Raw genomic sequence first — 24,651 nt, 5'->3', positions numbered from 1 at the left:
GCACACGTGGGGGCATGTCGATCACCATGAAATACGTTACTACCTAAGGTTGAATACCACGAAATTGTCGCGCTTGCATTCGCTACGCAACCCCTCCTACAGCGGTCGCATGCAAATATTCGAGGATCCTTCATGAAGCGCGCGGAAGAGGTCACGTTCGGCGGATCCGGCCTCGACCGGGCCGCTCATCTGCGCGGCGCGCCGAACGCGCTCGGCGCGCTGCTGCGCGCGCCGGGATGCGGTGTCCTGCCCGTCTGGCGCGGCAAGCCGCTCGTCCGCACGCTCGAGGACGGCGGCGTGCGGCTCGCCTGGACCGCCGCCGATCACCCCGCGCTCGATGGCGCCCCGCCCGCGTTCTTTCTCGGGCGCGAGGGCGCCGGGACGCGGTTCGCAATCGACCTCTCGCACTGGGATCCGGGCGAGATGCCGGAGACGCTCGGCGCCTTCGCCGATCCGTCCCGCCAAGAGCATCCGATGCTCAATGACGGCGCGGCCTTCGTGGAGCTGCGATCGGTCATGACGGCGCTCTCCCCGCGCGATGCGGAACTGGCCGCGACCGCGCGCGGCCTGCTCGAATGGCACCGGACCCATCCCCATTGCGCACGGTGTGGAGCGCTCTCCGAAATCGCGCAGGCTGGGTGGCAGAGACTCTGCCCCGCCTGCGGCGCGCATCATTTCCCCCGGACAGATCCCGTCGTCATCATGCTCGTCACACGGGGCAATTCCGTCCTGATCGGCCGTTCGCCGGCCTGGCCGCCGCGGATGTACTCGCTGCTCGCGGGCTTCGTGGAGCCGGGAGAGACGGTGGAGGCCGCCGTCCGCCGGGAGACCTTCGAGGAGACGGGCGTGCGCGTGGGCGAGGTCGGCTATCTCGCGAGCCAGCCCTGGCCCTTCCCCGCCTCGCTCATGCTGGGCTGCTACGGCCATGCGATCAGCTCCCGCCTCCGCCTCGATACGGAAGAGATCGAGGCGGCCGAATGGGTCACGCGCGAGGACATGATGGAGGTCTTCGCGGGCCGCCACCCCCGGATCGACGGCGCGAGGCAGGGCGCCATTGCCCATTTCCTGCTCAAGGCCTGGCTCCGGGACGATCTGGCGTGAGGTTCGAGGCGGTTGCGCGAACGGGTGCGTCTCCCGAGGCGGTCTATGCCGCGCTGAGCGATGTGCGCGCGATCGAGAGTGGCGCCGCGCGGCAGGGCATGATCCTGAACCGGCGCGACGGCGGAGACGGTCTCGCGGGCGCGCGGTTCGACCTGCGGCTGAATCTCCGCGGCCATCCGCGCGACGTCGAGATCACGGTCACCGAAGCCCTGCCCCCCTCCCGGATCGCGCTCGACGCGCGCAGCGGCGGGGTCGAGGCCGTCGTGGTCGCCGATATCGCGCGCACGGCACCCGACGCCACCCTCATCGCCGCGACGGTCGAGATCCGCGCCCGGACGCTCGCGTCGCGGCTATTGCTCGGCTCCCTGCTGCCGGGTCGCGGCCGTCTCGAGAGGATGCTCGGGTCCCGTCTCGGGGAATTTGCCCGGAAGCTCGATCGTACATCCGTCACCAACCGGTGAAGCTCCGCATTGCGCTCGGGCAGCGGATCCGTCATCAAGTCTTCATGTCCTTGCGTCTCAAGGCCCTGTCCGTCCATTTCCTGACCGCGACTGGCGCCGTCTTCGCCATGCTCGCCATGCTGGCGGCCGTGCAGGAGCAATGGGACATGATGTGGCTCTGGCTGGTCATCGCCTTCGCGGTGGACGGGGTCGATGGTCCGCTCGCCCGCCGCTACGACGTGCATACGAACGCGCCGGAATACGATGGCGTCCTCATGGACCTCATCATCGACTATCTCACCTACGTGTTCATCCCGGCCTACGCGCTCTTCAAGTCGGACCTGCTGCCGGGCTGGACCGGGTGGATCGCGATCATCGTCATCACCTTCTTCGGCGTCGTCTATTTCGCCGATACGCGGATGAAGACCACGGATTACTCGTTCTCGGGCTTTCCGGGCTGCTTCAACATGGTGGTGCTCGTCTTCTTCGCGGTGCAGCCGAACTACTACATCATCCTCGCCCTCGTCGTGCTGCTCTCCGTGGCGATGTTCCTGCCGCTGAAGTTCGTCCACCCCGTTCGGACGGAACGCTGGCGCGCGGTGACGCTGCCGGTCTCGGCGATCTGGGTGGCGCTCGCCGGATGGTCGGCCTGGAACACATTCGACCCGATGAGCTGGGCGGGATGGGGCCTCGTCGCGGCCTCCCTCTACCTCTCGCTCGCGGGCATCGCGCAGCAGGCGATCCACGGACCCGACGGCTAGCGCTCGGGGGTCTCGCCCCCCTTCGGATCGAGGGAGAGGCGGATCGGTCCGCCCGCCGCGACCGGATCGACCCGCTCACCCTTCTGCGTCGCAATGAGGGGCAGACCCATCGCCACCCGCCGCACGTCGTCCATCAAGGGACGCCATTCATCCGCGAGCGCGCGCGCCGCCTCCGACGGGCAGAAGGTCTTCTCCGGCCCCCGCTCCCGCGCGAGCCGCATCAGTTCCGCGGCGATTCGCCCGTCCGGAACGCCCACCCCGTCCTCAGAGCGCCGCGTCGCAGCGCCCGCAGACGCCCGGATGCGCGTGGGTACCCACGTCCGGCAGGACCTTCCAGCAGCGCTGGCATTTCTCCCCCTCCGCCTCGGCGAAGACCACCGCCACGCCCTCGACCTCCGGCAGGCGGAACGCGTCCGCGGGTGCCGGGTCCGAGGTCAGGCGGATGTCGGAAGTGATGCAGAGCGTCGCGAAGCTGTCCCGATCGATGACGATCTCCGCCAGTTCGGGCGACAGGTGCACGATCGGCGCGGCCTCGAGCGAGGCGCCGATCGCCTTCTCCCGCCGCTTCAGCTCCAGCGCCCCCGTCACCACGCGCCGCACCGCGCGCTCCCGCTCGATCCGGGAGGCGAGCGCATCGTCGCGCCACCCCGCGGGCGTGTCCGGGAAATCGTTCAGGTGGACGGAAGAATCTTCGCCGGGGAACCGTTCGAGCCAGGTTTCCTCCATCGTGAAGACGAGGATCGGCGCGAGCCAGGTCACGAGCCGGTGGAAGAGGTGGTCGAGCACGGTCAGCGCGGACCGCCGGACGACGCTGTCCTCGGGATCGCAATAGAGCGCGTCCTTGCGGATGTCGAAGTAGAACGACGAGAGGTCCACCGTGGCGAAGGTGAAGACCTCCTGGAACACCCGCTGGAAATCGTAGGCGGCGTAGCCCTCGCGCACCACCCCGTCGAGCACGGCGAGCCTGTGCAGGATCAGCCGCTCGAGCTCCGGCATCTCCTCCGCGTCCACGGCCATCGACGGCTCGAAATGCGCCACGTTGCCGAGGATGTACCGCAGCGTGTTCCTGAGGCGGCGATAGCTGTCGGCCGTCCCCTTCAGGATCTCGTCGCCGATCCGCTGGTCGCCCGTGTAATCGGTCTGCGCCACCCAGAGACGCAGGATGTCGGCGCCGTACTGGTCGATGACCTTCTGCGGCTGGATCACGTTGCCCAGGGACTTGGACATCTTGTTGCCCTTCTCGTCGAGCGTGAACCCGTGGGTCACCACGCCGCGATAGGGGGCCCGGCCGATCGTGCCGCAGGCCTGCAGGAGCGAGGAATGGAACCAGCCACGATGCTGGTCCGTCCCTTCCATGTAGACGTCGGCGATCCCGTCCTCGCTTCCGTCCGCGCGGTCGCGCAGCACGAAGGCGTGGGTGCTCCCTGAATCGAACCACACGTCGAGGATGTCGAAGACCTGCTCGTAGGCGTCGGGATCGTGATCGCCCCCGAGGAACCGCGCCTTGGCGCCCTCGGCGTACCAGGCATCCGCGCCTTCCGCCTCGAACGCCTCGAGGATCCGGGCGTTGACGGCCGCGTCGCGCAGCAGGAAATCCTCGTCCGTGGGCTTCGCGCCCGCCTTCACGAAGCACGTCATCGGCACGCCCCAGGCGCGCTGGCGCGACAGCACCCAGTCGGGCCGGTCGGTGATCATCGCGTGCAGCCGGTTGCGCCCCCGCTTCGGCGTCCAGGAGACGAGCTCGTCGATCGAGGTCAGCGCGCGTTCGCGGATCGTCTCGCCATAGGTGTCCTGTCCGTCGCCCACGGGACGGTCGATGGCGGCGAACCATTGCGGCGTGTTGCGGTAGATGAGCGGCGCCTTCGACCGCCAGGAATGCGGGTAGGAATGGGTGATCTTGCCCCGCGCCATGAGCCCGCCCACCTCGACGAGCTTGTCGATGACGGCCTTGTTCGCGTCGCCTTCCTTGCCGTTCGGCTTCAGGATCCGCGTGCCTCCGAAGAAGGGCAGATCCGCGCGGAAGCTGCCGTCCTCCATCACGTTGTAGGTGATGACGTCGGCAAGCATCCCGAGCCCGCGATAGAGGTCGAACTCCTCCATTCCGTGGCTGGGCGCACAATGGACGAAGCCCGTCCCCTCCTCGTCGGTGACGAAGGGCGCGGCGCGGAAATCGCGCAAGCCGTCCCACTCGCCCCCGGACCCCTCGGCCCCCCGGAGCGGATGGGCAAGCCGCATGCCCGCAAGCTGCGCCTGGTTCACGTCTCCCACGCGGCGCCACTGCCCGTCCTCGAGCCGCGCGCGCGAAAAGGTCTGCGCGGCCAGCTTGTCGGCCAGGATGAAACGCTCGCCGGGCGCGACCCAGCATTCCCCGGGCGTCTCGACGACCTCGTAGAGCCCATAGGAGAAATCCGCGCCGTAGACGACGGCCTTGTTCGACGGGATGGTCCAGGGGGTCGTGGTCCAGATCACTACCTTGGCGCCGGTGAGCCGGTCGACCGCCGCTTCCCGCGCGGCCTCCATCGCCTCGCGCTCCCCGTCGGAGGCCTCCTCGTCGGCGACCTCCATGTCGGGCAGCTCGAGCTCGGCGACCTCGAACTTGACCCAGATCGTGAAGCTGTCCTTGTCGTGGTACTCGACCTCCGCCTCGGCGAGCGCGGTCTTCTCCACCGGCGACCAGAGGACCGGCTTCGAGCCTTGGTAGAGCGTGCCGTTCATCAGGAACTTCTGGAATTCCTCCGCGATCACCCGCTCCGCGTGGAAATCCATCGTGAGATACGGATCGTCCCAGGTGCCGGTCACGCCGAGGCGCTTGAACTCGTCGCGCTGGATGTCGATCCAGGAGGCGGCGAAATCGCGGCATTCCTGGCGGAACTCGATCACCGGAACCGCGTCCTTGTCGCGGCCCTTGGCGCGGTACTGTTCCTCGATCTTCCACTCGATGGGCAGGCCGTGGCAATCCCAGCCGGGGATGTAGCGCGCGTCGCGGCCGAGCATCTGCTGGCTGCGCACGATCATGTCCTTGATCGTCTTATTCAGCGCGTGCCCGATATGGAGATGCCCGTTGGCGTAGGGCGGCCCGTCATGGAGCGTGAAGGGCGTCCGCCCCTCGGCCCGCTCCCGCAGGCGGTCGTAGATCCCGATCCGCTCCCACCGGGCGAGCCAGTCGGGCTCGCGCTTCGGCAGGCCCGCGCGCATCGGAAAATCCGTGCGCGGCAGCGCCAGGGTGTCCTTGTAATCGGTGAGGTCGGTCGTCGTGTCGGCACACATCGGAGCACATCCCAATGTCAGGCGGGGAAAGGAGGAGAGGGCGGCGCGACGGGGTCGGGCGCCTTGTCCCGGCGGCCGAGGATCAGCGCGCCGGGCCGGTAATTCGTATGGTTACGACCGGGCCCATCAGGACCGCGTTATAGGGAGCCGTGCCCCGCCCGGCAAGCCGCCTCAGGCGACGGCTTCGTCGGACTTCGGCTCGGGCTCCACCTCCACCTTGATCGTGGAGGAGCCGAGGAAGTTGCCGAGCGTCTGCATCGCCGGGATGTGGTCGCAGATGACCTTGACGATGACGAGGAACGGCACCGCCATGAGCGCCCCCGCGATCCCCCAGAGCCAGCCCCAGAAGACGACGGTGACGAAGACCGACACGGTATTGAGTTCGAGGCGCCGGCCGACGATCGCGGGCGTGATGATCTGCCCCTCGAGACTCGTCGCCGCCATGTAGAGGGCCGGAGCGAGCAGCGCATAGCTCAGCGTGTCGAACGACAAGAGCGCGAACGCCCCGACGAGAAAGATGCCGGCGACCGCCCCGATGAAGGGCAGGAAATTGAACGCGAAGGCGACGACGCCCCAGATATAGGCATAAGGAAGGCCGATCGCCCACATCATCAGGAAGATCACCCCGCCGAGCGCCGCGTTGATGAGCGTGATTGTCAACAGATAGCGCGAAATCGCCCGCTCGACTCCGTAGACAATCTTCAGCGCTCGCTTCTTGTCGCTCATTTTCGGAAACGACTCGATGATCTTCACCGTGAACATGTCCCCCGCGGCCAGCACGAAGAGCGCCATGACGAGCGCGACTGCGATCGTGGCCCCGACGGTGGCGGCGTTCGACAGCGCCGAATTGAGGAAACCCGGCTGCTCGATCTGCACGCGCATCGCCTCGCCCGAGGAATCGGTGATTTCCTCGACCTGTTTCGAGGCTTCCTGGACCTTCTCGACCGATTCGAAGATCGTATCGAGCTTGCCTTCGATCTGCTGCCTCATCTGCGGAAGAGAGGTCAGCCATTCGCTCACCGGACCGCTCATCGCGTAACTGGCGACGCCGGTGCCGATGCCGAGCGAGAGGATCAGCACCACGGCGGAGATCGGAGAGGGGATGCCGCGACGTTGCAGCACGCGGACGACCGGGCTGAGCGTCAGGGCGAGCATCACGCCCAGGATCAGCGGCAGCACCATGTCGCGTGCGAAATAGCACGCCATCGCCGCGGCGAGCAGGACGAGCATCGTGACCCCGAACCGGATCCGGCGCAGCTCCGTCAGTTGCGTTTCGCGAAAATCCGCCTCGACATCCCTTTGAGGATCGACGGGGGCGAGGGGGGCGGTATCACGCACGGGCAGACCCTTCACGGCATCCAGGAAATGGACGGTACAGTGGCTTCGGAAGGCGCCATCCTGCCCGAAACGCCCGCGATCACGAAATATGACCGAACGTCAAACCCGGGCGCGGAACGCCTAGCCATCCCGACCTTCGCTTCCCGGAAACAATCCGCTCAGGGCCCGACCGATTAGGCGATGAACCTGCGGGCGCGGCTCGCCCGCGAAGGGCAGCGGGCGGCAGACCTCCATCGCCGCGATTCCCACCCGCGCGGTGAGCGCGCCGTTCACGATCCCCTCGCCGAACCGCCGGCTCACCCGCGTCAGCACCGATCCCCCCGCGACCGACCCGATGAGGTCGTCGCCCACCGCCACCGCGCCGGTGGCCACCAGATGCGTCATCACGGCCTTCGTCAGCCGCCACGCCCCGACCGTTCCCGCGCGCCCGCCATAGATCTCCGCGATCCGCCGGATCATGCGCAGGTTGCTCGCGAGCGCCGTCGCCACATCGGCGAGCGCGAGCGGCACCACCGCCGTCACCGTCGCGACCTGCCGCGCCGCCGCCTCGATCTCCACCCGCGCGGCGGCATCGAGCGGCGCGAGAAGCTCGCGCTCCGCCAGCCGGAAGAGCGCGTCGGGATCGAGCACCTCGCCCCGCCGCTCCTCGAACCGCGCGCGTTGCCAGTCGAGCGCGGCGCGGCCCGCATAGAGCGCCACGAGCCGGTCCGCGACCGCGCGTGCGGGCACCATGTCGGGAGAGGCCATCGCCGCTTCGGCATCGAGATGGAGCTGCCCCACCTTCTGCAGCCGCCAGAGCGCCGCGACCTCCCGCACGCAGAGCGCGAAAAGCAGGATGAGGAACGCCGCGACGAGGATCAGCGCGGCGAGGCCCAGGATCTCGTTCCTGCGGATCAGCGATTCGAGCCAGGACCATGCGGCGACCGAGATCGCGAAGCCCAGGAGCGCCACCGCCACCCGTCGGAACCAGCGCCCGAGCGCGGAGGAGCGGCGGGAGGCGAGCGCGGCCATCGTCTTCATCGCCTGCCCCGTGGGCGCGTCCATCGCCGTGTCGGGCACCGGCGGCGCATCGGCGGGCGAGGCGTGGACGCCCTCGATCTCCTCCTCGATCAGGATCGGCCCGCGCCGCCCGCTCACAGCCGGTCTCCGATCAGGAATTCCGCCGCCCGGTCGAGGCGGATATGCGGCGGCCCCTCCCCGGGTTTCAGCGCGATGGGCTGCGGCGCGAAGCGCATGATCGCGTAATCCTCGTCGAGCCACGCCTCCGCGCCCTGCCGCGCGGGGACGAGCAGGTGCGACGGATCGGCGGGCAGCGCGCCGGGATGGAACGCCGCGCGCTTGCCCGAATCGAGAAGCACGCCGCGCACGACGTCGAGCGTCTCCTCGCCGTGGCTCACCCGGTCCTCCGTCGTGGCGCGAAGCGCCGCGATCGACATCGCCTGCGTCCGCGCGCCCGCGAAATCCGCGCGCCGCCGCGCATCGGAGACGAGCGCCTCCATGATCGCGGTGAGTTGCGGATGCTGCGCGTGGTGGAGGTGGTCGGCCTTGGTCGCGGCGAAGAGGATCCGCTCCACCCGCTTGCCGCCGAAGATGCGGCTGAGGAAGGAATTCGCCCCCGGACGGAACGCCGTCAGGATTTCAGCGAGCGTACGGCGCAGGTCCTCGACCGCGCGCGGCCCGGCATGGATCGCGCCCAGCGCGTCGACGAGCACGATCTGCCGGTCGATGCGGGCGAAATGCTCGCGGAAGAAGGGCTTCACCACCTCCCGCTTGTAGGCGTCGTAGCGGCGCGCGAACTCGCGGGCGAGCGAGCCGCGGGGGCTCTCCCCGGGCGGCAGCGGCGCGAAGGTCAGGACCGGCGATCCCTCCATCTCGCCCGGAAGCAGGAAACGGCCCGGCGTGCAGTCGGAATAGCCCTCCTCCCGCGTGGCCTTGAGATACTCCGTGAACGCCGCGGCAAGGCGCTTGGCCTCCGGCTCCTCGAGTTTCGCCGCCGGATCAGCGGTCTCGAGCGCGGCGCGGAACGCTTCCGAATGCGGTCGCACCTCCATCCGCGCGAACGTGTCTGCGGACCATTCCGCGTAATCCTTCTCGATGAGCGCGAGATCGAGCAGCCATTCGCCCGGATAATCCACGATATCGAGATGGACGGTCCTGACCCCGCGCAGCCCGGCCAGAAGCCCCGCCTGCTGCACCCGGAACGACAGCCGAAGCTCGGAGATCGCGCGCGTGCTCTCGGGCCAGTGCGGCGCCGGGCCCGTCAGCGCGTCGAGATGCGTCTCGTAGTCGAAACGCGGCACGGTGTCGTCGGGCTGCGGCTGCAGGTAGGCGGTGCGGATCGACCCGTTCGCGGCGGCGCGCAGCTGTCCCATCCGCCCCCGGTTCATCAGGTTGGCGACGAGCGAGGTGATGAAAACCGTCTTGCCCGCCCGGCTGAGCCCGGTGACGCCCAGGCGGATCACCTCGTCGGAGAACGCGCCCGTCACGGTGCCGCTCACCGCCTCGACGCCGCGCGTCACCCCGTCCGCAATCGCTCCGATAACCAAGTCGCTCTCCCCGTTTGTCCCCACATAGGCCGCCCGGCCCCGCCGTTCCAGTCCGCTTGCCCCGGCTCGCGCACGGCGCTATCGCCCGGCCATGCCCCGCTATGCCCTCCGCATCGAATACGACGGCGCGCCGTTCGCGGGCTATCAGCGCCAGCGCGACCTGCCCACCGTGCAGGGCGCGCTCGAGGCGGCGCTGGCAAGGCTCGAGCCGGATCTGCCCTCCACCGCCGCCGCCGGGCGCACCGATTCGGGCGTCCATGCGTCGGGACAGGTCGCGCAGGCCGACATGGCCCGCGACTGGGATCCGTTCCGCCTGTCGGAGGCGTTGAACTACCATCTGAAGCCCGCGCCCGTCGCCATTACCGCCTGCGCCCGCGCACCCGAAGGCTGGCACGCCCGCTTCTCGGCCACGTCGCGGCGCTATCTCTACCGGATCGTCAGCCGCCGCGCGCCGCTCGTCCACGAGCGCGGCCGGGCCTGGCACGTGAAGCACGCGCTGGATGCGGAAGCGATGCGGCAGGCGGCCGGGCGCCTCGTGGGCCATCACGACTTCACCACCTTCCGCTCGACGATGTGCCAGGCGGCCTCGCCCGTGAAGACGCTCGACCGGCTGTCCGTCGAGGCTTTCGCCCTGCCGGGAGGCATGGAGCTCCGGATCGAGGCCTTCGCCCGGTCGTTCCTGCACAACCAGGTCCGCTCCTTCGTGGGCACGCTCGAGCGGGTCGGCGCCGGCGCGTGGACGCCGGAGCAGGTCGCGGATGCCCTGGCCGCGCGCGACCGCGCCGCCTGCGGTCCCGTCGCGCCGCCCGATGGGCTGTTCCTCGTGGAGGTCGGCTACGACCCCGACCCGTTCTCCACCGCATAGGCGCCGCGCTTCCAGAACCGGGTCATCATCAGCACCGCGGCGAGCCCCAGCCCCACCGCCATCCCGAGCCAGAGCCCGATCCCGCCGAACCCCATCCGGAACGCGAACACCCAGGCGAGCGGCACTCCCACGACCCAGTAGCTCAGCGCGGCGAAGACCATCGGCACCCGCGTGTCCTGCACCCCCCGGAGAAGTCCCAGCGCCATCACCTGCGCGGCATCGACGAACTGGAAGAGCGCGGCGGCGGCGAGCAGCCCCACGCCGATCGCGAGCACCGCGTCGCGCGCCGGGTCGGCGGGGTCGAGGAAGAGGCCCATCAGCCGCTGCGGCGCGACGAGCAGAAGCGCCACGGTGACGATCGCGACCGCGCCCGAGACGGCGAGAACGATCGCCCCGCCGCGGCGAAGCTCCACCCCGTCGCGCCGCCCGAGCGCGGCGCCCGCCCGGATCGTGGCCACGTTGGACAGCCCGATATGGATCATGAACATGACGGAGATGATCTGGAGCGCGATCCCGTGCGCGGCGAGCGGCACCGCGCCGATCCAGCCCATCATCACCGTGGAGGCGGAAAAGAGCCCCGCCTCCGCGAGCGAGGTGAGACCGATCGGCCAGCCAAGCCGGAACACGCGCAGGAGCGCGCCCGCATCGACGCGCCAGAGCCGCGCGAAGAGCGCCTCGCCGGGCAGGGTCGCCCTGATATAGACGACGAGGCCCACGAGACCCGCGAGGGTCGAGGCGAGCGACGCCCAGGCCGCGCCCTCGACCCCCATCTCCGGCGCGCCCCAATGCCCGAAGATGAGCGAATAGTTGCACACCGCGTTCACGACCACCGTGGCGAGCGTCACCCAGAAGACGACCTGCGTCCGCTCCAGCGCGGCGAGCGTGCTCTTCAGCACCATCACGCCCAGCGCGGGAAAGATCGACCAGCCCTGGATCCAGAGATATCGCCCGGCGAGCTCGGACAGCGCCGCCTCCTGCCCGATCGCGTCGAAGATCTGCCGCGCCCCGAGGAAGGCCGGCAGGCAGAGCACCGCGAACCCCCCGGTGAGCCAGAGCGCCATCCGCATGGCGCGCCTGAGCTGCGTGTGATCGCCCGCGGCCTCGGCCTCGGCGATGAGCGGCATGACCGCCCAGGCGAAGCCCGAGCCCACGATGAAGATCAGGAAGAAGAGCGTCTGCCCGAGGACCTGCCCCGCCAGCACCTCCACGTCGTACCAGCCCAGCATCACCGTGTCGGTGAGCTGGATCGAGAACTGCGCGAGATGGCTGCCGACGAGCGGCACGCCGAGGGTGAGGATGCGCTTGAGGTGGGTGGCACTGTCCATGCCGTCGCCCCTACGCCCGGCGCTGCGCCGGGGCAAGCGGCCCTCATGATCCGGCGGAGCGGGACCCTTGCGGGCCTCCGCACGCCCCTCGTGGCGCGTGCGGCGCCGCGAGCCCGTATCCCCAAGTCGCTGCGCGTGCGGCGGGCTCAGCCCCGCCCGAGTTCCTCGCGCCAGTCATGGACGGGCGCGTAGCCCACGAGCCGCCGGGCCTTCTCGATGGAGTAGAACGTCTCGTCCGGCCCCATCTCCCCCTTGCGCTCCACGCCCGGATAGAACCGCTCGGCGATCTCGTCGGAGGTCAGGTCCACAGACGGGTTGGCGTTGGCGACGTTGAAGACCTCGAAGCCGAGCCCGTCCGTCTCGAGGCAGTTCACGACCATCCGCGCCAGGTCGCGCGTGTCGATATAGGCGAAGATGTTGCGCCGCCTGAGCGAGGGGTCCTTCACGAAATCGGGGAACATCTCCGCGTATTCGTGCGGCTCGATCACGTTGTTGATCCGGAGCCCGTAGATGTCGGCGCCCGAGCGCATCTGGAAGCACGACGCCATCGCCTCCCCCGCGACCTTCGACATGGCGTAGCTGTCGCCCGGCACCGTTGGATGCGCCTCGTCCACGGGGATGTATTCCGGTTTCCGCTCCCCCGGCGCGAAGCAGATGCCGTAGGTCGTCTCCGACGAGGCGAAGATCACCTTGCGGATGCCGAGGCCCGTCGCCGCCTCCATGACGTTGTACTGCGCCATGATGTTGGTGTGGAACGTCTCGTTGTCGGTGAGAAGCATAGGCCGCGGGATCGCCGCGAAATGGACCACCGCGTCGTAGGCCGGCACGCCGCGCCCGGCCTCCGCGAGATCGCCCCAGTCCGCGGGCTGGGTCAGCGCCGCCCAGACCTGCGCCCCGTCGGTGAGGTCGCATTTCAGGTCGTGCACCCCCTCGACGCCCGACGGCTCCAGATCGAGGTTCGTCACCCAATGGCCCTGCCGCGCGAGATGGTCCACGGCGTACTTGCCTGCCTTGCCGCTGCCGCCGGTAAATAGGATCCGCATGTCGTCGTCCCTCCTTGGTCAGGGTCCGCGACATAGGCGAACGGGCCCGCGTGGCAAACGCACGGGCCCGGCGAGGTCGGGGATGTCCCGGGCGCGGGAGGGTGCCGCCCGGTAGGGGACAGGCCTACTCGGCCGGCTGCGCTCCACGGGTGACGCCCGCGAGACGGTCCTCGTCCTCGGGATCGATGGACAGGTCGTCGCCGACGACACCCGCATTGGGATCGCCGTAGACGGCGAGGTCCACCTTGCCCTCGCTCCGCGCGACGATGGTCGTGACCACGGCGTCCCCGGTGATGTTCACGGCCGTGCGGATCATGTCCATGAGCCGGTCGACGCCGAGGATCAGCGCGATACCCTCGATCGGCAGCCCGACCTGGGTGAGCACCATCGTGAGCATCACGAGGCCCACGCCCGGCACGCCCGCCGTGCCGATGGAGGCGAGCACCGCCATCGCGATCACGGTCAGGTAGCCCGAAATCCCAAGGTCGATGCCGTAGACGTTGGCGAGGAACACCGTCGCCACGCCCTGCATGATCGCGGTGCCGTCCATGTTGATCGTCGCGCCGAAGGGAACGGTGAAGGAGGCCACCGAATTGTCGACGCCCATCCGTTCGGTCACGCTGCGCAGCGTCACCGGGATCGTCGCGTTCGAGCTCGCCGTGGAGAAGGCGAAGATCTGCGCGGGCCGGATCTTGGCCATGAAGGTGAACGGGTCGAGTCCCGAGAAGAGCTTCAGCATCAGCATCAGCGTCACGAAGAGATGCAGGAACAGGACGCCCGTGAGCGTGCCCACATAGGCCAGCACCGGCACGAAGAGCTCGACCCCCTGCTGCGCGAAGACCTTGGCGATCAGGCAGAACACGCCGTAGGGCGCGGCCGCCATCACGATGCCGACGATCTTCATCATGAGGTCGTTCATGTATTCGCAGGCACGTGCGAACGGCGCCGAGGCCTCGCCCAGCATCAGCGCGGCGACGCCCACGATGATGACGTAGAAGATGATCTGCAGCATCTCGCCGTTGGCGAGCGCCGCGACCGGGTTCGTCGGCACGATGTTGGCGAAGACCTCCCAGACGCTCGGCGCCTCGGCCGCGGTGACGCCGCTGGTGTCCACGCCCTCCATGTTGAAGCCGGCGCCGGGCGCGATGATCGTCGCGACCGCGATCGCCACGGCGATGGCGACGGTCGTGGTCAGCATGTAGAGCCCGAAGGACTTGCCGCCGACCCGGCCGAGGATGCGGATATCGCCGATCCCCAGCACGCCGCAGATCAGCGAGAACACGACGAGCGGCACGACGAGCATCTTGAGCGCGTTCACGAAGGCCGTTCCGATCATCGTGAAGAGACCGTCCACGAGATACGTCTCGAGGAACGACGACTGGATCAGGTTGAGCACGATCCCGACCGCGAGACCGGCGCCCATGCCGATCATGATCTTCGTCGTCAGAGATGTATTCGAACTTCTATCTGCCGTTGAGCTCTCGTCCATCTGATACACCCCATTTTCCGCCCATGTGATGACTCCCCACGTTATCGTGAATCTCGCGTTACGCGAAACAAAATCGCATCGGGCACCGGATTGGCGCAAAATCCGGCAGTCTTCTTCGCCGGAATGCCGCCTTTGCGCTCAAAGCGGCGCTTTTCGGGGCATCCCGCGATTCCGCTCGGCGCCAGCGAGTAAGGGGTGCACGGGTCTTCCGGGCGCGACCTGACCCCGGTGCGGCCTCGGGCGCACCGGGCATGGAGGGACCGTCGCAGCGCGCCTCGCGAGTGGCGGATCTTGCTCCTCGGGGCCCGACCTGCCACGACCCGTCTGATCGGGCGGCACCTGCCGCGGTCGCGATGCCGGGAGATCTTCGGACCCCACGACTTAATCACAGGGACTCGGAACCTTTGGGCCTGCAGACAAGACCTTTCACCGCGCGATCGGACGCCCTCTCCGCCGGTCCCTCCACATGAGCGAAGTCTCCGCCGCCCGTCGCGCGGTCATCGCGGTCTTCGCCCTGAACGGCGCGCTCTTCGCCATCTGGGCCGCGCGGATCCCCGCCTTCGTCGAGCGTTTCGCGCTCGGGCCCGACGCGCTCGGCCTCCTGCTTCTCTGCATCGCCGGGGGCGCGATCGTGTCCTTCCCGCTCACCGGGCGCCTCGCCGACCGGATCGGCGCGGCCCGTCTGACGCGGCTGCTCCTGCCCCTCTACGCCATAGCCGTGATCCTCGTGGCCCTCGCCCCGAACGTCGCGCTCCTCGCCGTCGCGCTGGCATTGCTCGGCGCGGGATACGGTGCGCTCGACGTCGCCATGAACGCCTGGGGCGCGGAGGTGGAGCAGGCGGCCGGACGCCCGATCATGTCCTTCTTCCACGCGATGTATTCGCTGGGCGCGGGGCTCGGCGCCGCGACGGGCTGGGCGGCGGTGGCGGTGGACCTGCCGCCCGCGATCCATTTCGCGCTGGTCGTCCTGCCCGCCTCGGCCCTGACGATGTGGCTCGCGCGCGCGCCCTGGACCTCGCGGACGTCCGATGACGGGCCGGCCTTCGCGCTGCCCCGCGGCGCGCTGGCGCTGGTGGGCATCGTCGCCTTCGCCTCCTCGATGGGGGAGGGCGCGATGGCCGACTGGTCGGCGCTCTTCCTCGTCGCGGCCACCGGCACGACGGAGGCGCAGGCCGCACTCGGCTACGCGGTCTTCTCCGCGGCGATGGTGGCGATGCGGCTCGCGGGCGACCGGGTGGTGGCGCGGACGGGGCCGGTTCTCGCGGCGCGCATGGCGGGCCTCGTCGCGGCCCTGGGCGTAGCGCTCGTCGTGGCCGCCCCGAGCCTCGGCCCGGCGCTCGCGGGCTTCGCGCTCCTCGGCCTCGGCTACGCGGTGATCTTCCCGCTCGCTTTCTCCCGCGCCGCGCGCGACCCGGACCTGCCCGCGGGCCGCGCCATCGCCGCCGTGGCGACCCTGGGATACGGCGGCATGCTCCTCGGCCCGCCGCTCATCGGCTGGGTCGCGTCCGCAACCTCGCTGCAAGCGGGCTTCGCGCTCGTGGGCGTCCTCGCCCTCCTCATCACGGCGCTCGCGGGAAGCCTGCGCTGACGCAGATCAACCTTGGCGTGCAAACTTGCCCGCCCCCCGCTTTCCTGCGAGACTCCGCCACCACCAACGAAAGGGACCCCGCTCACATGGCCGAAGACCTCCTCTCGGGCGCGGACGAGCCGCAGGGCTACGACGCCTCCTCCATCGAGGTGCTGGAGGGGCTCGAGCCCGTCCGCAAGCGGCCCGGCATGTATATCGGCGGCACCGACGAGCGGGCGCTGCACCATCTCGTGGCAGAGGTGCTCGACAACTCGATGGACGAGGCCGTCGCGGGCCACGCCACGCGGATCGAGGTGGAGCTCCATGCCGACGGCTCCTGCACCGTGCGCGACAACGGCCGCGGCATCCCCACCGATCCGCACCCGAAATTCCCCGGCAAGTCCGCGCTCGAGGTGATCCTCTGCACGCTCCACGCGGGCGGCAAGTTCTCCGGCAAGGCCTACCAGACTTCCGGCGGCCTGCACGGCGTCGGCATCTCAGTCGTCAACGCGCTGTCGGACCACGTCCGGGTGGAGGTCGCCCGCGACCGCAAGCTCGTGGCACAGGAATTCTCCCGCGGCATCCCGCAAGGCCCGGTCGCCCCCGTGGGCGCCGCGCCGAACCGCAAGGGCACCTCCGTCACCTTCCACCCCGACGCGGAGATCTTCGGCGCGCTGAGCCTGAAGCCCGCGCGGCTCCTGAGGATGGTCCGTTCCAAGGCCTATCTCTTCTCGGGCGTGGAGATCCGCTGGAAGACCGCCATCGACGACGGGGAGACGCCGAAGGAGGCCACGTTCCACTTCCCCGGCGGCCTCAAGGACTACCTCGCGGAGACGCTCGGGACCGCCGCCACCTACGCCGAGCGGCCCTTCGCGGGCTCGGTGGAGTTCCGCGACGCGCCCGGCAAGGTGGAGTGGGCGATCAACTGGACGCCCTCGCGCGACGGCTTCCTGCAAAGCTACTGCAACACCGTCCCCACGCCCGAGGGCGGCACGCACGAGGCCGGGTTCTGGGCCGCGATCCTCAAGGGCATCAAGGCCCACGGGGAGCGGTCGAACGTCAGGAAGGCCTCCCAGATCACGCGGGAGGACCTGACGGCCGGCGGCGCGGCGCTCGTCTCCTGCTTCATCGCGGAGCCGGAATTCGTGGGCCAGACCAAGGACCGGCTCGCCACCGCGGCAGCAGCGCGCCTCGTCGAGAACGCCGTGCGCGACCATTTCGACAACTGGCTCGCCTCCGACACCAAGGCCGCGGGCGCCATCCTCGACTTCCTCGTCCTCAGGGCGGAGGAGCGCCTGCGCCGCCGCCAGGAGAAGGAGACGCAGAGGAAATCCGCCACCAAGAAGCTGCGCCTGCCCGGCAAGCTCGTCGATTGCTCCACCACGACCCGCGACGGCACGGAGCTCTTCATCGTGGAGGGCGATTCGGCCGGCGGCTCCGCCAAGATGGCGCGGGAGAGAAAGACCCAGGCCCTCCTGCCGCTCAGGGGCAAGATCCTCAACGTCCTCGGCGCCGCGAGCTCCAAGCTCGGCTCGAACGCGGAGATCTCCGATCTCTGCCAGGCCCTTGGCGTCGGCATGGGCACCAAGTTCAACATCGAGGATCTGCGCTACGACAAGGTCATCATCATGACCGACGCGGACGTGGACGGCGCCCATATCGCCTCGCTCCTGATGACCTTCTTCTACACGCAGATGCGGCCGCTGATCGACCACGGCCACCTCTACCTCGCCTGCCCGCCGCTCTTCCGCCTGACGCAGGGCGCGCGCCGCGTCTACTGCCTCGACGAGGCGGAGAAGGACCGGATTCTCCAGATGGGCCTCGGCGGCAAGGGCAAGATCGACGTCTCCCGCTTCAAGGGCCTGGGAGAGATGGACGCGAAGGACCTGAAGGACACCACGATGGACCCCCTCACCCGCAAGCTCATCCGCGTGACCATCGTGGACGAGATGCCGGGCGAGACCGGCGATCTGGTGGAACGTCTCATGGGCAAGAAGCCGGAGCTCAGGTTCGAGTACATCCAGCAGAACGCGCAGTTCGTGGAGGAGCTGGATGTCTAAACTCTTTTGAGTTTGATCACTCTTTTTGCAGGAAAGTTATAGAGACTCATGTGTGGATAAACATAATGCTCAGACTTACGATTCTTTGCTGTCTCGAATGCACCAGAAAAAATTGGATGGATGCATAATTCATCATCTTCGGAGATGGACAATTTTCCTGGAATTGCATACTCAAATTCAGCGTCCGCATACTGCGACGTCTTCTCTTTAACCGAAACCCTTCCGATACAGCCAATTTCGAGCAAGCATCGTTTAAAATCGGTGAAGGAATTAATTATCAAATGCCCAGAGTCCTGAAGAACGGCTTTACCTCGATCTCGATAGGCGTTCTTAAGTTCTGCTTCGGAAAAGAATCTCGGCAAGTTTGGCAAAACCTCCTCACAGAGCCTTTCTATGAATGGATACTTCATTCTGTACGAAATGAATACCTCCGTACAAATGTTGCCCTCGCTTTCCCTTATCGCCTGAACGATAGAATCACGAATTTCCGCTTCTTCCCGTGGTACGGACGGCCTGATACCTGAAAAAGCAAGATTCAAAATTTTTATGATCTGCCTCGGAAGCAACTGCGAGTGGCGGAGCAAATAAGCAATGGTATACTCCTTACTCCCTCCTCGATTAAGTATCTCATTGCTTAAAAAATCTGAAAGGATTTGATGAACGTCATCACGGCTAGACAAGCTAAGGTCTCTAAACTTCTTCAATTTCACAGGATCGTTTCCTGCCAAAAAGATCAAATATCGCCATGCCACCATACGAAGTAACTCTATTGGAGACCAATGGAGTACCATTGCGTCCTCAAAGTCCTTTGATGGATTCGAAGATATTCCACGCAAATCGAAGAAGCCCTCAGCCGGAATAGCCATTCTTACGTGTCGATAATCCTCCCCATAGGCCCCAACAAACCGAAGCATTCCTTTTAGGATTGCTTCCGATTGAAAGTCGTTTACGTCATATTCTTCCTTAGAGTCGAGTATCACGATTGCGTGAATATCACTCTCTTCGAGGAACTGATCTAGCTCATCTAATGCTTCCTCAAAGTCGATTTCACTCGACGCCGCAAAATCCAGCGCCAATGAGACTAAATATCCTATGTGGGACTCCGTCGAACCACGATTGATCGACCGCAAAGACGTTATTAATCCTCTTACATACGCTTCAGACTTCTCTAAGATGTTTCCGCGATGCTCCCTGCCTTCCGCTTTTTTTCCAATATAAAAGAAATACTTCTCTATCTTGGGGAACTCTCGATCAGGGAACTTTTTTAAAACCTCACCCATCAATGATACATTTACAATTCTCTTCCACACATCAGCCGAAATCTCTGCATCAATCCGGCGTAAATCATGCGCGTGTTCGAAAAGCTGCTCGCCAACTTGTCTGATAATTTTTGAAAGCGAGGGTTTGAACACCACTCCAAACTTACCAAGGTGTTCAGTCTGAGACAAAACCGAAGTCTTTCCTGAACCTTTCCGTCCAACTATTACGCGTGGATTCCTCTTGTATTCTTTCCAAATCTCATTTTCGGTGCTAAATACTAGCTCCTGAATTCGCTTAGCTTTTCGGAATCCGTTTGCCTGGCTTGGGCCGAACGGTCGATCATCGTTGAAGAACTTGCAGATTTCACTACGCTCGGCATCGTTCAGCCTGATGAGGGACAAGACTGTTTGTTCCAATGTTTTCTCATGAAATACCAATGACTGTCATGAAGCTTGGACCATTCGTTGATTGAATCCTACAATTTTCTGGAGCCATCACGTCCTTTGACGCATCCCCTTCATATCATTGGCCTATGAACCGTCAGCGGGTGTGAACGACTGTAAACGAGCTAAACAAGGTAACCACCCCCAAACGAAAAAGGGCCGGGCCACCCGGCCCGGCCTTTTCCTCAGGCGGCTACCTTCTCGAAGTGGCTGCACCAAACGTCCTGCTGGACCACCGGCCACAGGTTGCGCTTGTTCGAGGCGGGCGGGTTGATGTTTCAGAGGTGGGTCTGGGACATCTTCTCCTCAGAGAAGGTGCGGTTGGAGCAATGACCGGTCGTCTAGATGGAGTTCTCGCCGTCCGATCGCCGCATCTGCGACAAGCTGCGCCAAATGGTCTCGACGGACTCCCCGCCTGCACGGAACGCCGAGCCTCTCCCGTTCAGAAAGCCGGATTTCTCCCGCGCATCCCCGCGCGTCATGCTTGGCTCTTTTTTTGTTCGGAAGCGGTCAAACCCCCGCCGGTCCGGCCGGGCGCCGCAGGCCGGTGCCGTAATCGACGAGCGGCAGCCCCGCGAAGGCCCGCAGTCCCCGGTCGAGGAGCGCGAGGCCGGTGCGCAGCGCCACGTCGATCCCGAAGGCCACCGCCGCGACCTGCCACAGACCGCTGAGCGCCGCCGCGCCGATCGCGGCGAGCAGGAGGAGGGTCAGGACGGCGTTGAGCGGGGCGTAGCGGATCATGGCGGTCGGGTCCGGGCGAGCGGGTTGCGATGCGTCCCAATCGCCCATCTGCGTGAAACGCATCTTAACGTCAGGCGCGCGGTGCGGGAAAATCTTCCGCCCCCGTTGCGGACGCGCCACGCCCGGCGAGCGTTGCGCGGGATCGTCGGTACGTTCGATGCACGATGTCCGCACGTTCTGTGTACGCCCGCCCTACGGCTGCCGCACGCCTGCCGCACGCCCGGTGTACGGGGGGGGATGCACGCGCGGTGTACGCCCCGTGTACGTCGCGTGTACGCACACAGGGCCGTTCCGGGATTGAACCCCGGCCCGGCCCGCGTTACGTAGGCGATCACTGCGGGTATGGTGAAATGGTATCATAAGAGCCTTCCAAGCTTAAGGTGCGGGTTCGATTCCCGCTACCCGCTCCACATCCCGGACCCCCGCGACCTTTGGCCGGTTGTCCGCGCGTCCAGCCCGGCCTAGACGGCTCAGCAACAGGCGTGGGAGAGCCACTTGGCCGCTAAGACTTCGACGGAGGAACGTGAAAAGTCCCGCAAGATCGGGGCTTTGGTCGCGCTCTGGCCGTTCGTCCGCCCCTATCGCCCGCTCCTCGTCGCGGCCATCCTGGCCCTCGTGCTCACGGCCTGCGTCTCGCTCGTCCTGCCCATCGCGGTGCGCCGCGTCGTAGACGGATTCGAGACCTCGGCCGAGGCGCTCCTCGACGAATATTTCCTCGCGGCCCTCCTCATCGCCGCCCTGATGGCCGTCGGCACGGGCCTGCGCTACTACCTCGTCACCCGCCTCGGCGAACGCGTCGTTGCCGACATCCGCAAATCCGTCTTCGACCGCGTCATCGCCCTCTCCCCCGCCTTCTACGAACGCATCATGACGGGCGAGGTGCTGAGCCGGATCACGACGGACACCACGCTGATCCTGTCGGTGATCGGCTCCTCGGTCTCGATCGCGCTTCGTAACCTGTTGATTTTGACAGGCGGACTGGTCCTCCTCTTCTTCACCTCGGCAAAGCTCAGCGCGCTCGTGCTGCTGATCGTGCCGGTCGTGATCGTGCCGATCATCGTGCTCGGCCGACGGCTCCGGCGCCTGAGCCGGGAGAACCAGGACTGGATCGCCGCCTCCTCCGGCAACGCGTCCGAGGCCCTCTCCGCGGTGCAGACCGTGCAATCCTACACCCACGAGGCCCGCTCCCGCGCCGCCTTCGCCGAGGTGACGGAACGCTCCTTCCGCGCCGCCCGCACCCGCATCGGGGTCCGCGCCGCGATGACGGTGATCGTGATCCTCCTCGTCTTCACCGGCATCGTCGGCGTCCTCTGGATCGGCGCGCGCGACGTCCGAGCCGACCTGATGAGCGTGGGCGAACTCGTGCAGTTCGTGATCTACGCGGTGATGGTCGCGGGCAGCGTCGCCGCGCTCTCGGAGATCTGGGGCGAGCTTCAACGCGCCGCAGGCGCCACGGAACGGCTCGTGGAGCTTCTCACCGTGACCGACAGCGTGACCGATCCGGACGACGCGACAGAAGCGCTCCAGCCCGTGCGGGGGGCCATCGCCTTCGAGGACGTGCGCTTCGCCTATCCCGCGCGGCCGCTCACCCCCGCTCTCGACGGCGTCACGTTCCGCGTCACGCCCGGCGAGACCGTTGCGCTCGTCGGACCCTCCGGCGCGGGCAAATCGACCATCATCCAGCTCCTCCTGCGCTTCTACGATCCCCAGAGCGGCACGATCCGCCTTGACGGGACCGACCTCGCCGCGATGTCGCGCGCGGAGTTCCGGCGCCATATTGCGCTCGTGCCGCAGGACCCGGTGATCTTCGCGGCCTCCGCGCGGGAGAACATCCGCTTCGGCCGGCCCGACGCCTCGGACGCTGAGGTCGAGGCCGCCGCCCGCGCCGCGGCCGCCCACACGTTCCTGGGCGAGCTCCCCGAGGGCTACGACACCTATCTGGGCGAGCGCGGCGTGATGCTTTCTGGCGGGCAGAAGCAGCGTATCGCGATTGCCCGCGCGATCCTGCGCGACGCGCCGGTCCTCCTACTCGACGAGGCCACGAGCGCGCTCGACGCGGAGAGCGAACAACTCGTGCAGCAGGCCGTCGACCGGCTGGCGCAGGGGCGCACGACGCTCATCGTCGCGCATCGGCTCGCCACGGTGAAGAAGGCCGACCGGATCATGGTCTTCGAGGCGGGACGGATCGTCGCCACCGGAACCCACGACGCACTCGTCGCCGAGGGCGGGCTCTACGCCCGGCTCGCGAGCCTGCAATTCACCGCCGGGATGGCGGCCGAATAGGGTCGAAAGCTGCCAGAGAAACCGCTTGGCACGTTCCGGGCACCGCGTCAGACTTGCGGGCGGGGCATCGTACGAAATCACAGCCCAACACGCGGGTCCCGCATGGCGGGAGGGAGGATCGCCGATGACCAGCCTGGCTCAAAAGAGCTTCTCCGAGATCGGGGCAGAATGCACCTGGACCGAACGTGACGAACCACGAACCGTCTGGCAGCTTCTGAACCGGACCGCCGATGCGTACGGAGACCGCCCAGCCGTAACCTACCAAATCCTCTCCGGCCCGAAGGACCACGCGGAGACGCTGAGCTGGGATGAATTGCGTGGACGCGTGGCGCAATGCGCGAACTTCCTGCGCGAGCTCGGCGTGGAGGAGGGCGACGGCGTCGCGTATCTCCTGCCCAATTGCAACGAAGCGGTCATCACCTATCTCGGCGGCATGGTTGCGGGCGTGGTCTGCCCGGTCAATCCGATGCTCGAGGCCGAGCAGATCGCCGCCATCCTGCGGCAGACGAAGGCCAAGGTACTCGTGACGCTGCGCTCGTTTCCGAAGAGCGACGTGGCGCAGAAGGCTCATGCCGCGGTCGCGATGGCCCCCGATATCCGCCATGTCGTGGAAGTCGATCTCCGCCGCTACCTCACCGGCGTGAAGAAGCTCGCGGTGCCCTTCCTGCGCCCGAAACTCGAGATCACGCACGACGCTAGGGTCCATACCTTCTCCAAGGCGATCGAGGGACAGTCGCGCACGCTCGATTTCGAGGATGCGGCAAGCGATCGGGTCTGCACGAACTTCCATACCGGCGGCACGACGGGAATGCCGAAGGTGGCGCAGCATCTCTACAGCGGTATCGTCTACAACGGTTGGATCGGGCAGCGCCTGCTCTTCAACGAGCGCGACACGATGATCTGCCCGCTGCCGATGTTCCACGTCTTCGCCGCCGTCGTGGTGATGGGCTCGAGTATCGCCTCGGGCGCGCATGTCGTCTTTCCCACGCCGCAAGGCTATCGCGGGGAAGGGGTGTTCGACAATTTCTGGAAGCTTTGCGAACGTTACCGCGTGTCGTTCATGATCGCGGTACCCACGGCCATGTCGATGCTGATGCAGCGCAAGGTCGATGCCGATATTTCCTCGTTGCAGCTCGCCTTCTGCGGATCGGCCCCCCTGCCGCTCGAACTCTACAACCGGTTCGAGAAGGCCGCGGGCGTGACGATCTGCGAAGGATACGGGCTGACGGAGGCGACCTGCCTCGTCTCAATCGTCCCGCCTGACGGAAAGAAAAAGGTGGGTTCCGTTGGCCTGCCCTTCCCCCATACCGAGGTACGCATCTTCACGGCGACGGAGGACGGTCCGAGGGAATGCGCGCCCGACGAGGTCGGCGAGATCTGCGTCTCGAGCCCCGGGGTCAATGTCGGCCATACCTATTCCGATCCGCAGAAAAACGAGGATCTCTACTTCGCCGACCGCTTCGTGCGGACCGGCGATCTCGGCCGGATCGACGCGGACGGCTATCTCTGGATCACCGGTCGGTCGAAGGACCTTATCATCCGGGGCGGGCACAACATCGACCCCGCGATGATCGAGGAGGCGCTGGCGGGCCACGAAGCCGTCGCGATGGCGGGCGCGGTCGGTCAGCCCGACGCGCATTCCGGGGAGTTGCCCTGCGCCTATGTCGAGCTGGTTTCAGGCCGTGACGTGAACGTCGACGAGTTGATGGCCCATGCCAAGGAGCGGATCCCGGAACGCGCCGCCTGGCCCAAGCATCTGGAGATCCTCGACGAGCTGCCGAAGACCGCGGTGGGCAAGGTCTTCAAGCCCGACCTGAGGCGCCTGGCGATCCGTCGCGTCTACGATGCGGCCTTTGCCGAGGCGGGGCTCGCCGCGGAGGTGGAGGAGGTGAAAGAGGACAAGACCCACGGTCTCGTCGCCCGCATCCGCCGCACCGGATCCGTGGACGAGGAAGCACTTCGCAGACTTCTCGATTCCTTCCCCAGCCGGTGGGACTGGGCGGAGAGCGGAACGTCCTGACCTCGACGCCCCGGACCCGATCCGGGGCCTCCCGCCTGCGTCGATTGCGCGCGGGATCCGCCCCGTGGCTCGCGTGTTTGAAGCGAGCACGAAAAGGAGACG

18 protein-coding genes and 1 tRNA gene are annotated in these 24,651 nt (G+C 66.8%); 9 read left to right on the top strand and 10 right to left on the bottom strand.

Annotated elements, in window-relative coordinates; all coding sequences use genetic code 11:
• The first annotated feature begins 132 nt into the window (after positions 1–132).
• Genes nudC through LX81_RS03750 form a run of 3 tightly spaced genes read left to right on the top strand, consistent with a single transcriptional unit; the run spans position 133 to position 2,302 of the window.
• On the top strand, positions 133–1,101 hold the full coding sequence (gene nudC / locus LX81_RS03760; RefSeq protein WP_111535939.1) for an NAD(+) diphosphatase: 969 nt from the start codon (positions 133–135) through the stop codon (positions 1,099–1,101).
• Positions 1,098–1,562 (top strand): SRPBCC family protein, encoded by a 465-nt coding sequence (locus LX81_RS03755; protein ID WP_111535938.1) that lies wholly within the window; start codon positions 1,098–1,100, stop codon positions 1,560–1,562. The genes nudC and LX81_RS03755 overlap by 4 nt, the downstream gene beginning before the upstream one ends.
• 44 nt (positions 1,563–1,606) lie before the next feature.
• Positions 1,607–2,302: a CDP-alcohol phosphatidyltransferase family protein gene (locus LX81_RS03750; RefSeq protein WP_111536036.1), complete on the top strand. Its 696-nt coding sequence runs from the start codon at positions 1,607–1,609 to the stop codon at positions 2,300–2,302.
• Here LX81_RS03750 and LX81_RS03745 read toward each other — a convergent pair.
• The 5 genes from LX81_RS03745 to LX81_RS03725 all read right to left on the bottom strand — a co-directional run bounded on the left by LX81_RS03745 (position 2,299) and on the right by LX81_RS03725 (position 9,453).
• A complete protein-coding gene (locus tag LX81_RS03745; protein WP_111535937.1) occupies positions 2,299–2,559 on the bottom strand; it encodes a DUF3253 domain-containing protein in 261 nt (86 codons plus the stop codon). The genes LX81_RS03750 and LX81_RS03745 overlap by 4 nt on opposite strands.
• A gap of 7 nt (positions 2,560–2,566) precedes the next feature.
• Complete coding sequence (ileS, locus tag LX81_RS03740) at positions 2,567–5,569, bottom strand: isoleucine--tRNA ligase (RefSeq protein ID WP_111535936.1); 3,003 nt, start codon at positions 5,567–5,569, stop codon at positions 2,567–2,569.
• 171 nt (positions 5,570–5,740) lie between these two features.
• Positions 5,741–6,907: an AI-2E family transporter gene (locus LX81_RS03735; RefSeq protein WP_234822475.1), complete on the bottom strand. Its 1,167-nt coding sequence runs from the start codon at positions 6,905–6,907 to the stop codon at positions 5,741–5,743.
• A 120-nt stretch (positions 6,908–7,027) separates the two neighbouring features.
• Positions 7,028–8,044: a YcjF family protein gene (locus LX81_RS03730; RefSeq protein WP_111535935.1), complete on the bottom strand. Its 1,017-nt coding sequence runs from the start codon at positions 8,042–8,044 to the stop codon at positions 7,028–7,030.
• A complete protein-coding gene (locus LX81_RS03725) occupies positions 8,041–9,453 on the bottom strand; it encodes a YcjX family GTP-binding protein (RefSeq protein ID WP_111535934.1) in 1,413 nt (470 codons plus the stop codon). Before LX81_RS03725 ends, LX81_RS03730 begins: the two co-directional genes overlap by 4 nt.
• A 91-nt stretch (positions 9,454–9,544) precedes the next feature.
• Here LX81_RS03725 and truA point away from each other — a divergent pair, with 91 nt between their 5' ends.
• Positions 9,545–10,318 (top strand): tRNA pseudouridine(38-40) synthase TruA, encoded by a 774-nt coding sequence (gene truA / locus LX81_RS03720; protein WP_111535933.1) that lies wholly within the window; start codon positions 9,545–9,547, stop codon positions 10,316–10,318.
• Here the strand turns inward: truA and LX81_RS03715 are convergent.
• The 3 genes from LX81_RS03715 to LX81_RS03705 form a co-directional block, all read right to left on the bottom strand.
• Positions 10,288–11,643, bottom strand: a complete 1,356-nt coding sequence (locus LX81_RS03715; protein WP_111535932.1) for an MATE family efflux transporter — start codon at positions 11,641–11,643, stop codon at positions 10,288–10,290. The genes truA and LX81_RS03715 overlap by 31 nt on opposite strands.
• Positions 11,644–11,789: 146 nt before the next feature.
• Entirely contained in the window at positions 11,790–12,686 is an 897-nt protein-coding gene (locus LX81_RS03710; RefSeq protein WP_111535931.1) for an NAD-dependent epimerase/dehydratase family protein, read from the bottom strand.
• Positions 12,687–12,810: 124 nt separating this feature from the next.
• Positions 12,811–14,175, bottom strand: coding sequence for a dicarboxylate/amino acid:cation symporter (locus LX81_RS03705; protein ID WP_111536034.1), 1,365 nt, complete (start codon positions 14,173–14,175; stop codon positions 12,811–12,813).
• Between the two features lie 466 nt (positions 14,176–14,641).
• On the opposite strand from LX81_RS03705, the gene LX81_RS03700 reads away from it, so the two are divergent.
• Positions 14,642–15,763, top strand: coding sequence for an MFS transporter (locus LX81_RS03700; protein ID WP_111535930.1), 1,122 nt, complete (start codon positions 14,642–14,644; stop codon positions 15,761–15,763).
• An 86-nt stretch (positions 15,764–15,849) separates the two neighbouring features.
• Positions 15,850–17,802 (top strand): DNA topoisomerase IV subunit B, encoded by a 1,953-nt coding sequence (gene parE / locus LX81_RS03695; RefSeq protein ID WP_111535929.1) that lies wholly within the window; start codon positions 15,850–15,852, stop codon positions 17,800–17,802.
• Here parE and LX81_RS21830 read toward each other — a convergent pair.
• Both LX81_RS21830 and LX81_RS03690 read right to left on the bottom strand, forming a co-directional pair.
• A complete protein-coding gene (locus LX81_RS21830) occupies positions 17,799–19,478 on the bottom strand; it encodes a P-loop ATPase, Sll1717 family (protein WP_146259383.1) in 1,680 nt (559 codons plus the stop codon). The two genes, parE and LX81_RS21830, sit on opposite strands and share 4 nt — an antisense overlap.
• 537 nt (positions 19,479–20,015) lie before the next feature.
• A complete protein-coding gene (locus LX81_RS03690; RefSeq protein ID WP_111535928.1) occupies positions 20,016–20,309 on the bottom strand; it encodes a hypothetical protein in 294 nt (97 codons plus the stop codon).
• Between the two features lie 273 nt (positions 20,310–20,582).
• Here LX81_RS03690 and LX81_RS03685 point away from each other — a divergent pair.
• The 3 genes from LX81_RS03685 to LX81_RS03675 all read left to right on the top strand — a co-directional run bounded on the left by LX81_RS03685 (position 20,583) and on the right by LX81_RS03675 (position 24,549).
• Positions 20,583–20,656: transfer RNA gene (locus tag LX81_RS03685), tRNA-Gly, on the top strand.
• An 85-nt stretch (positions 20,657–20,741) separates the two neighbouring features.
• Positions 20,742–22,529, top strand: coding sequence for an ABC transporter transmembrane domain-containing protein (locus LX81_RS03680; protein WP_111535927.1), 1,788 nt, complete (start codon positions 20,742–20,744; stop codon positions 22,527–22,529).
• 124 nt (positions 22,530–22,653) lie between these two features.
• A complete protein-coding gene (locus LX81_RS03675) occupies positions 22,654–24,549 on the top strand; it encodes an acyl-CoA synthetase (protein WP_111535926.1) in 1,896 nt (631 codons plus the stop codon).
• Positions 24,550–24,651 lie beyond the last annotated feature (102 nt).

This window comes from Palleronia aestuarii (assembly GCF_003253995.1).
Lineage (GTDB): Bacteria > Pseudomonadota > Alphaproteobacteria > Rhodobacterales > Rhodobacteraceae > Palleronia > Palleronia aestuarii.
The sequence above is the reverse complement of the archived record's forward strand: the minus strand, read 5'-3'. Positions and strand labels throughout refer to the sequence as shown.

Coding starts and splice junctions, on each gene's coding strand:
- nudC (WP_111535939.1), top strand. CDS start 133: ATGAAGCGCGCGGAAGAGGTCACGTTCGGCGGATCCGGCCTCGACCGG.
- LX81_RS03750 (WP_111536036.1), top strand. CDS start 1,607: ATGTCCTTGCGTCTCAAGGCCCTGTCCGTCCATTTCCTGACCGCGACT.
- ileS (WP_111535936.1), bottom strand. CDS start 5,569: ATGTGTGCCGACACGACGACCGACCTCACCGATTACAAGGACACCCTG.
- truA (WP_111535933.1), top strand. CDS start 9,545: ATGCCCCGCTATGCCCTCCGCATCGAATACGACGGCGCGCCGTTCGCG.
- LX81_RS03715 (WP_111535932.1), bottom strand. CDS start 11,643: ATGGACAGTGCCACCCACCTCAAGCGCATCCTCACCCTCGGCGTGCCG.
- LX81_RS03710 (WP_111535931.1), bottom strand. CDS start 12,686: ATGCGGATCCTATTTACCGGCGGCAGCGGCAAGGCAGGCAAGTACGCC.
- LX81_RS03705 (WP_111536034.1), bottom strand. CDS start 14,175: ATGGACGAGAGCTCAACGGCAGATAGAAGTTCGAATACATCTCTGACG.
- LX81_RS03700 (WP_111535930.1), top strand. CDS start 14,642: ATGAGCGAAGTCTCCGCCGCCCGTCGCGCGGTCATCGCGGTCTTCGCC.
- parE (WP_111535929.1), top strand. CDS start 15,850: ATGGCCGAAGACCTCCTCTCGGGCGCGGACGAGCCGCAGGGCTACGAC.
- LX81_RS03690 (WP_111535928.1), bottom strand. CDS start 20,309: ATGCGTTTCACGCAGATGGGCGATTGGGACGCATCGCAACCCGCTCGC.
- LX81_RS03675 (WP_111535926.1), top strand. CDS start 22,654: ATGACCAGCCTGGCTCAAAAGAGCTTCTCCGAGATCGGGGCAGAATGC.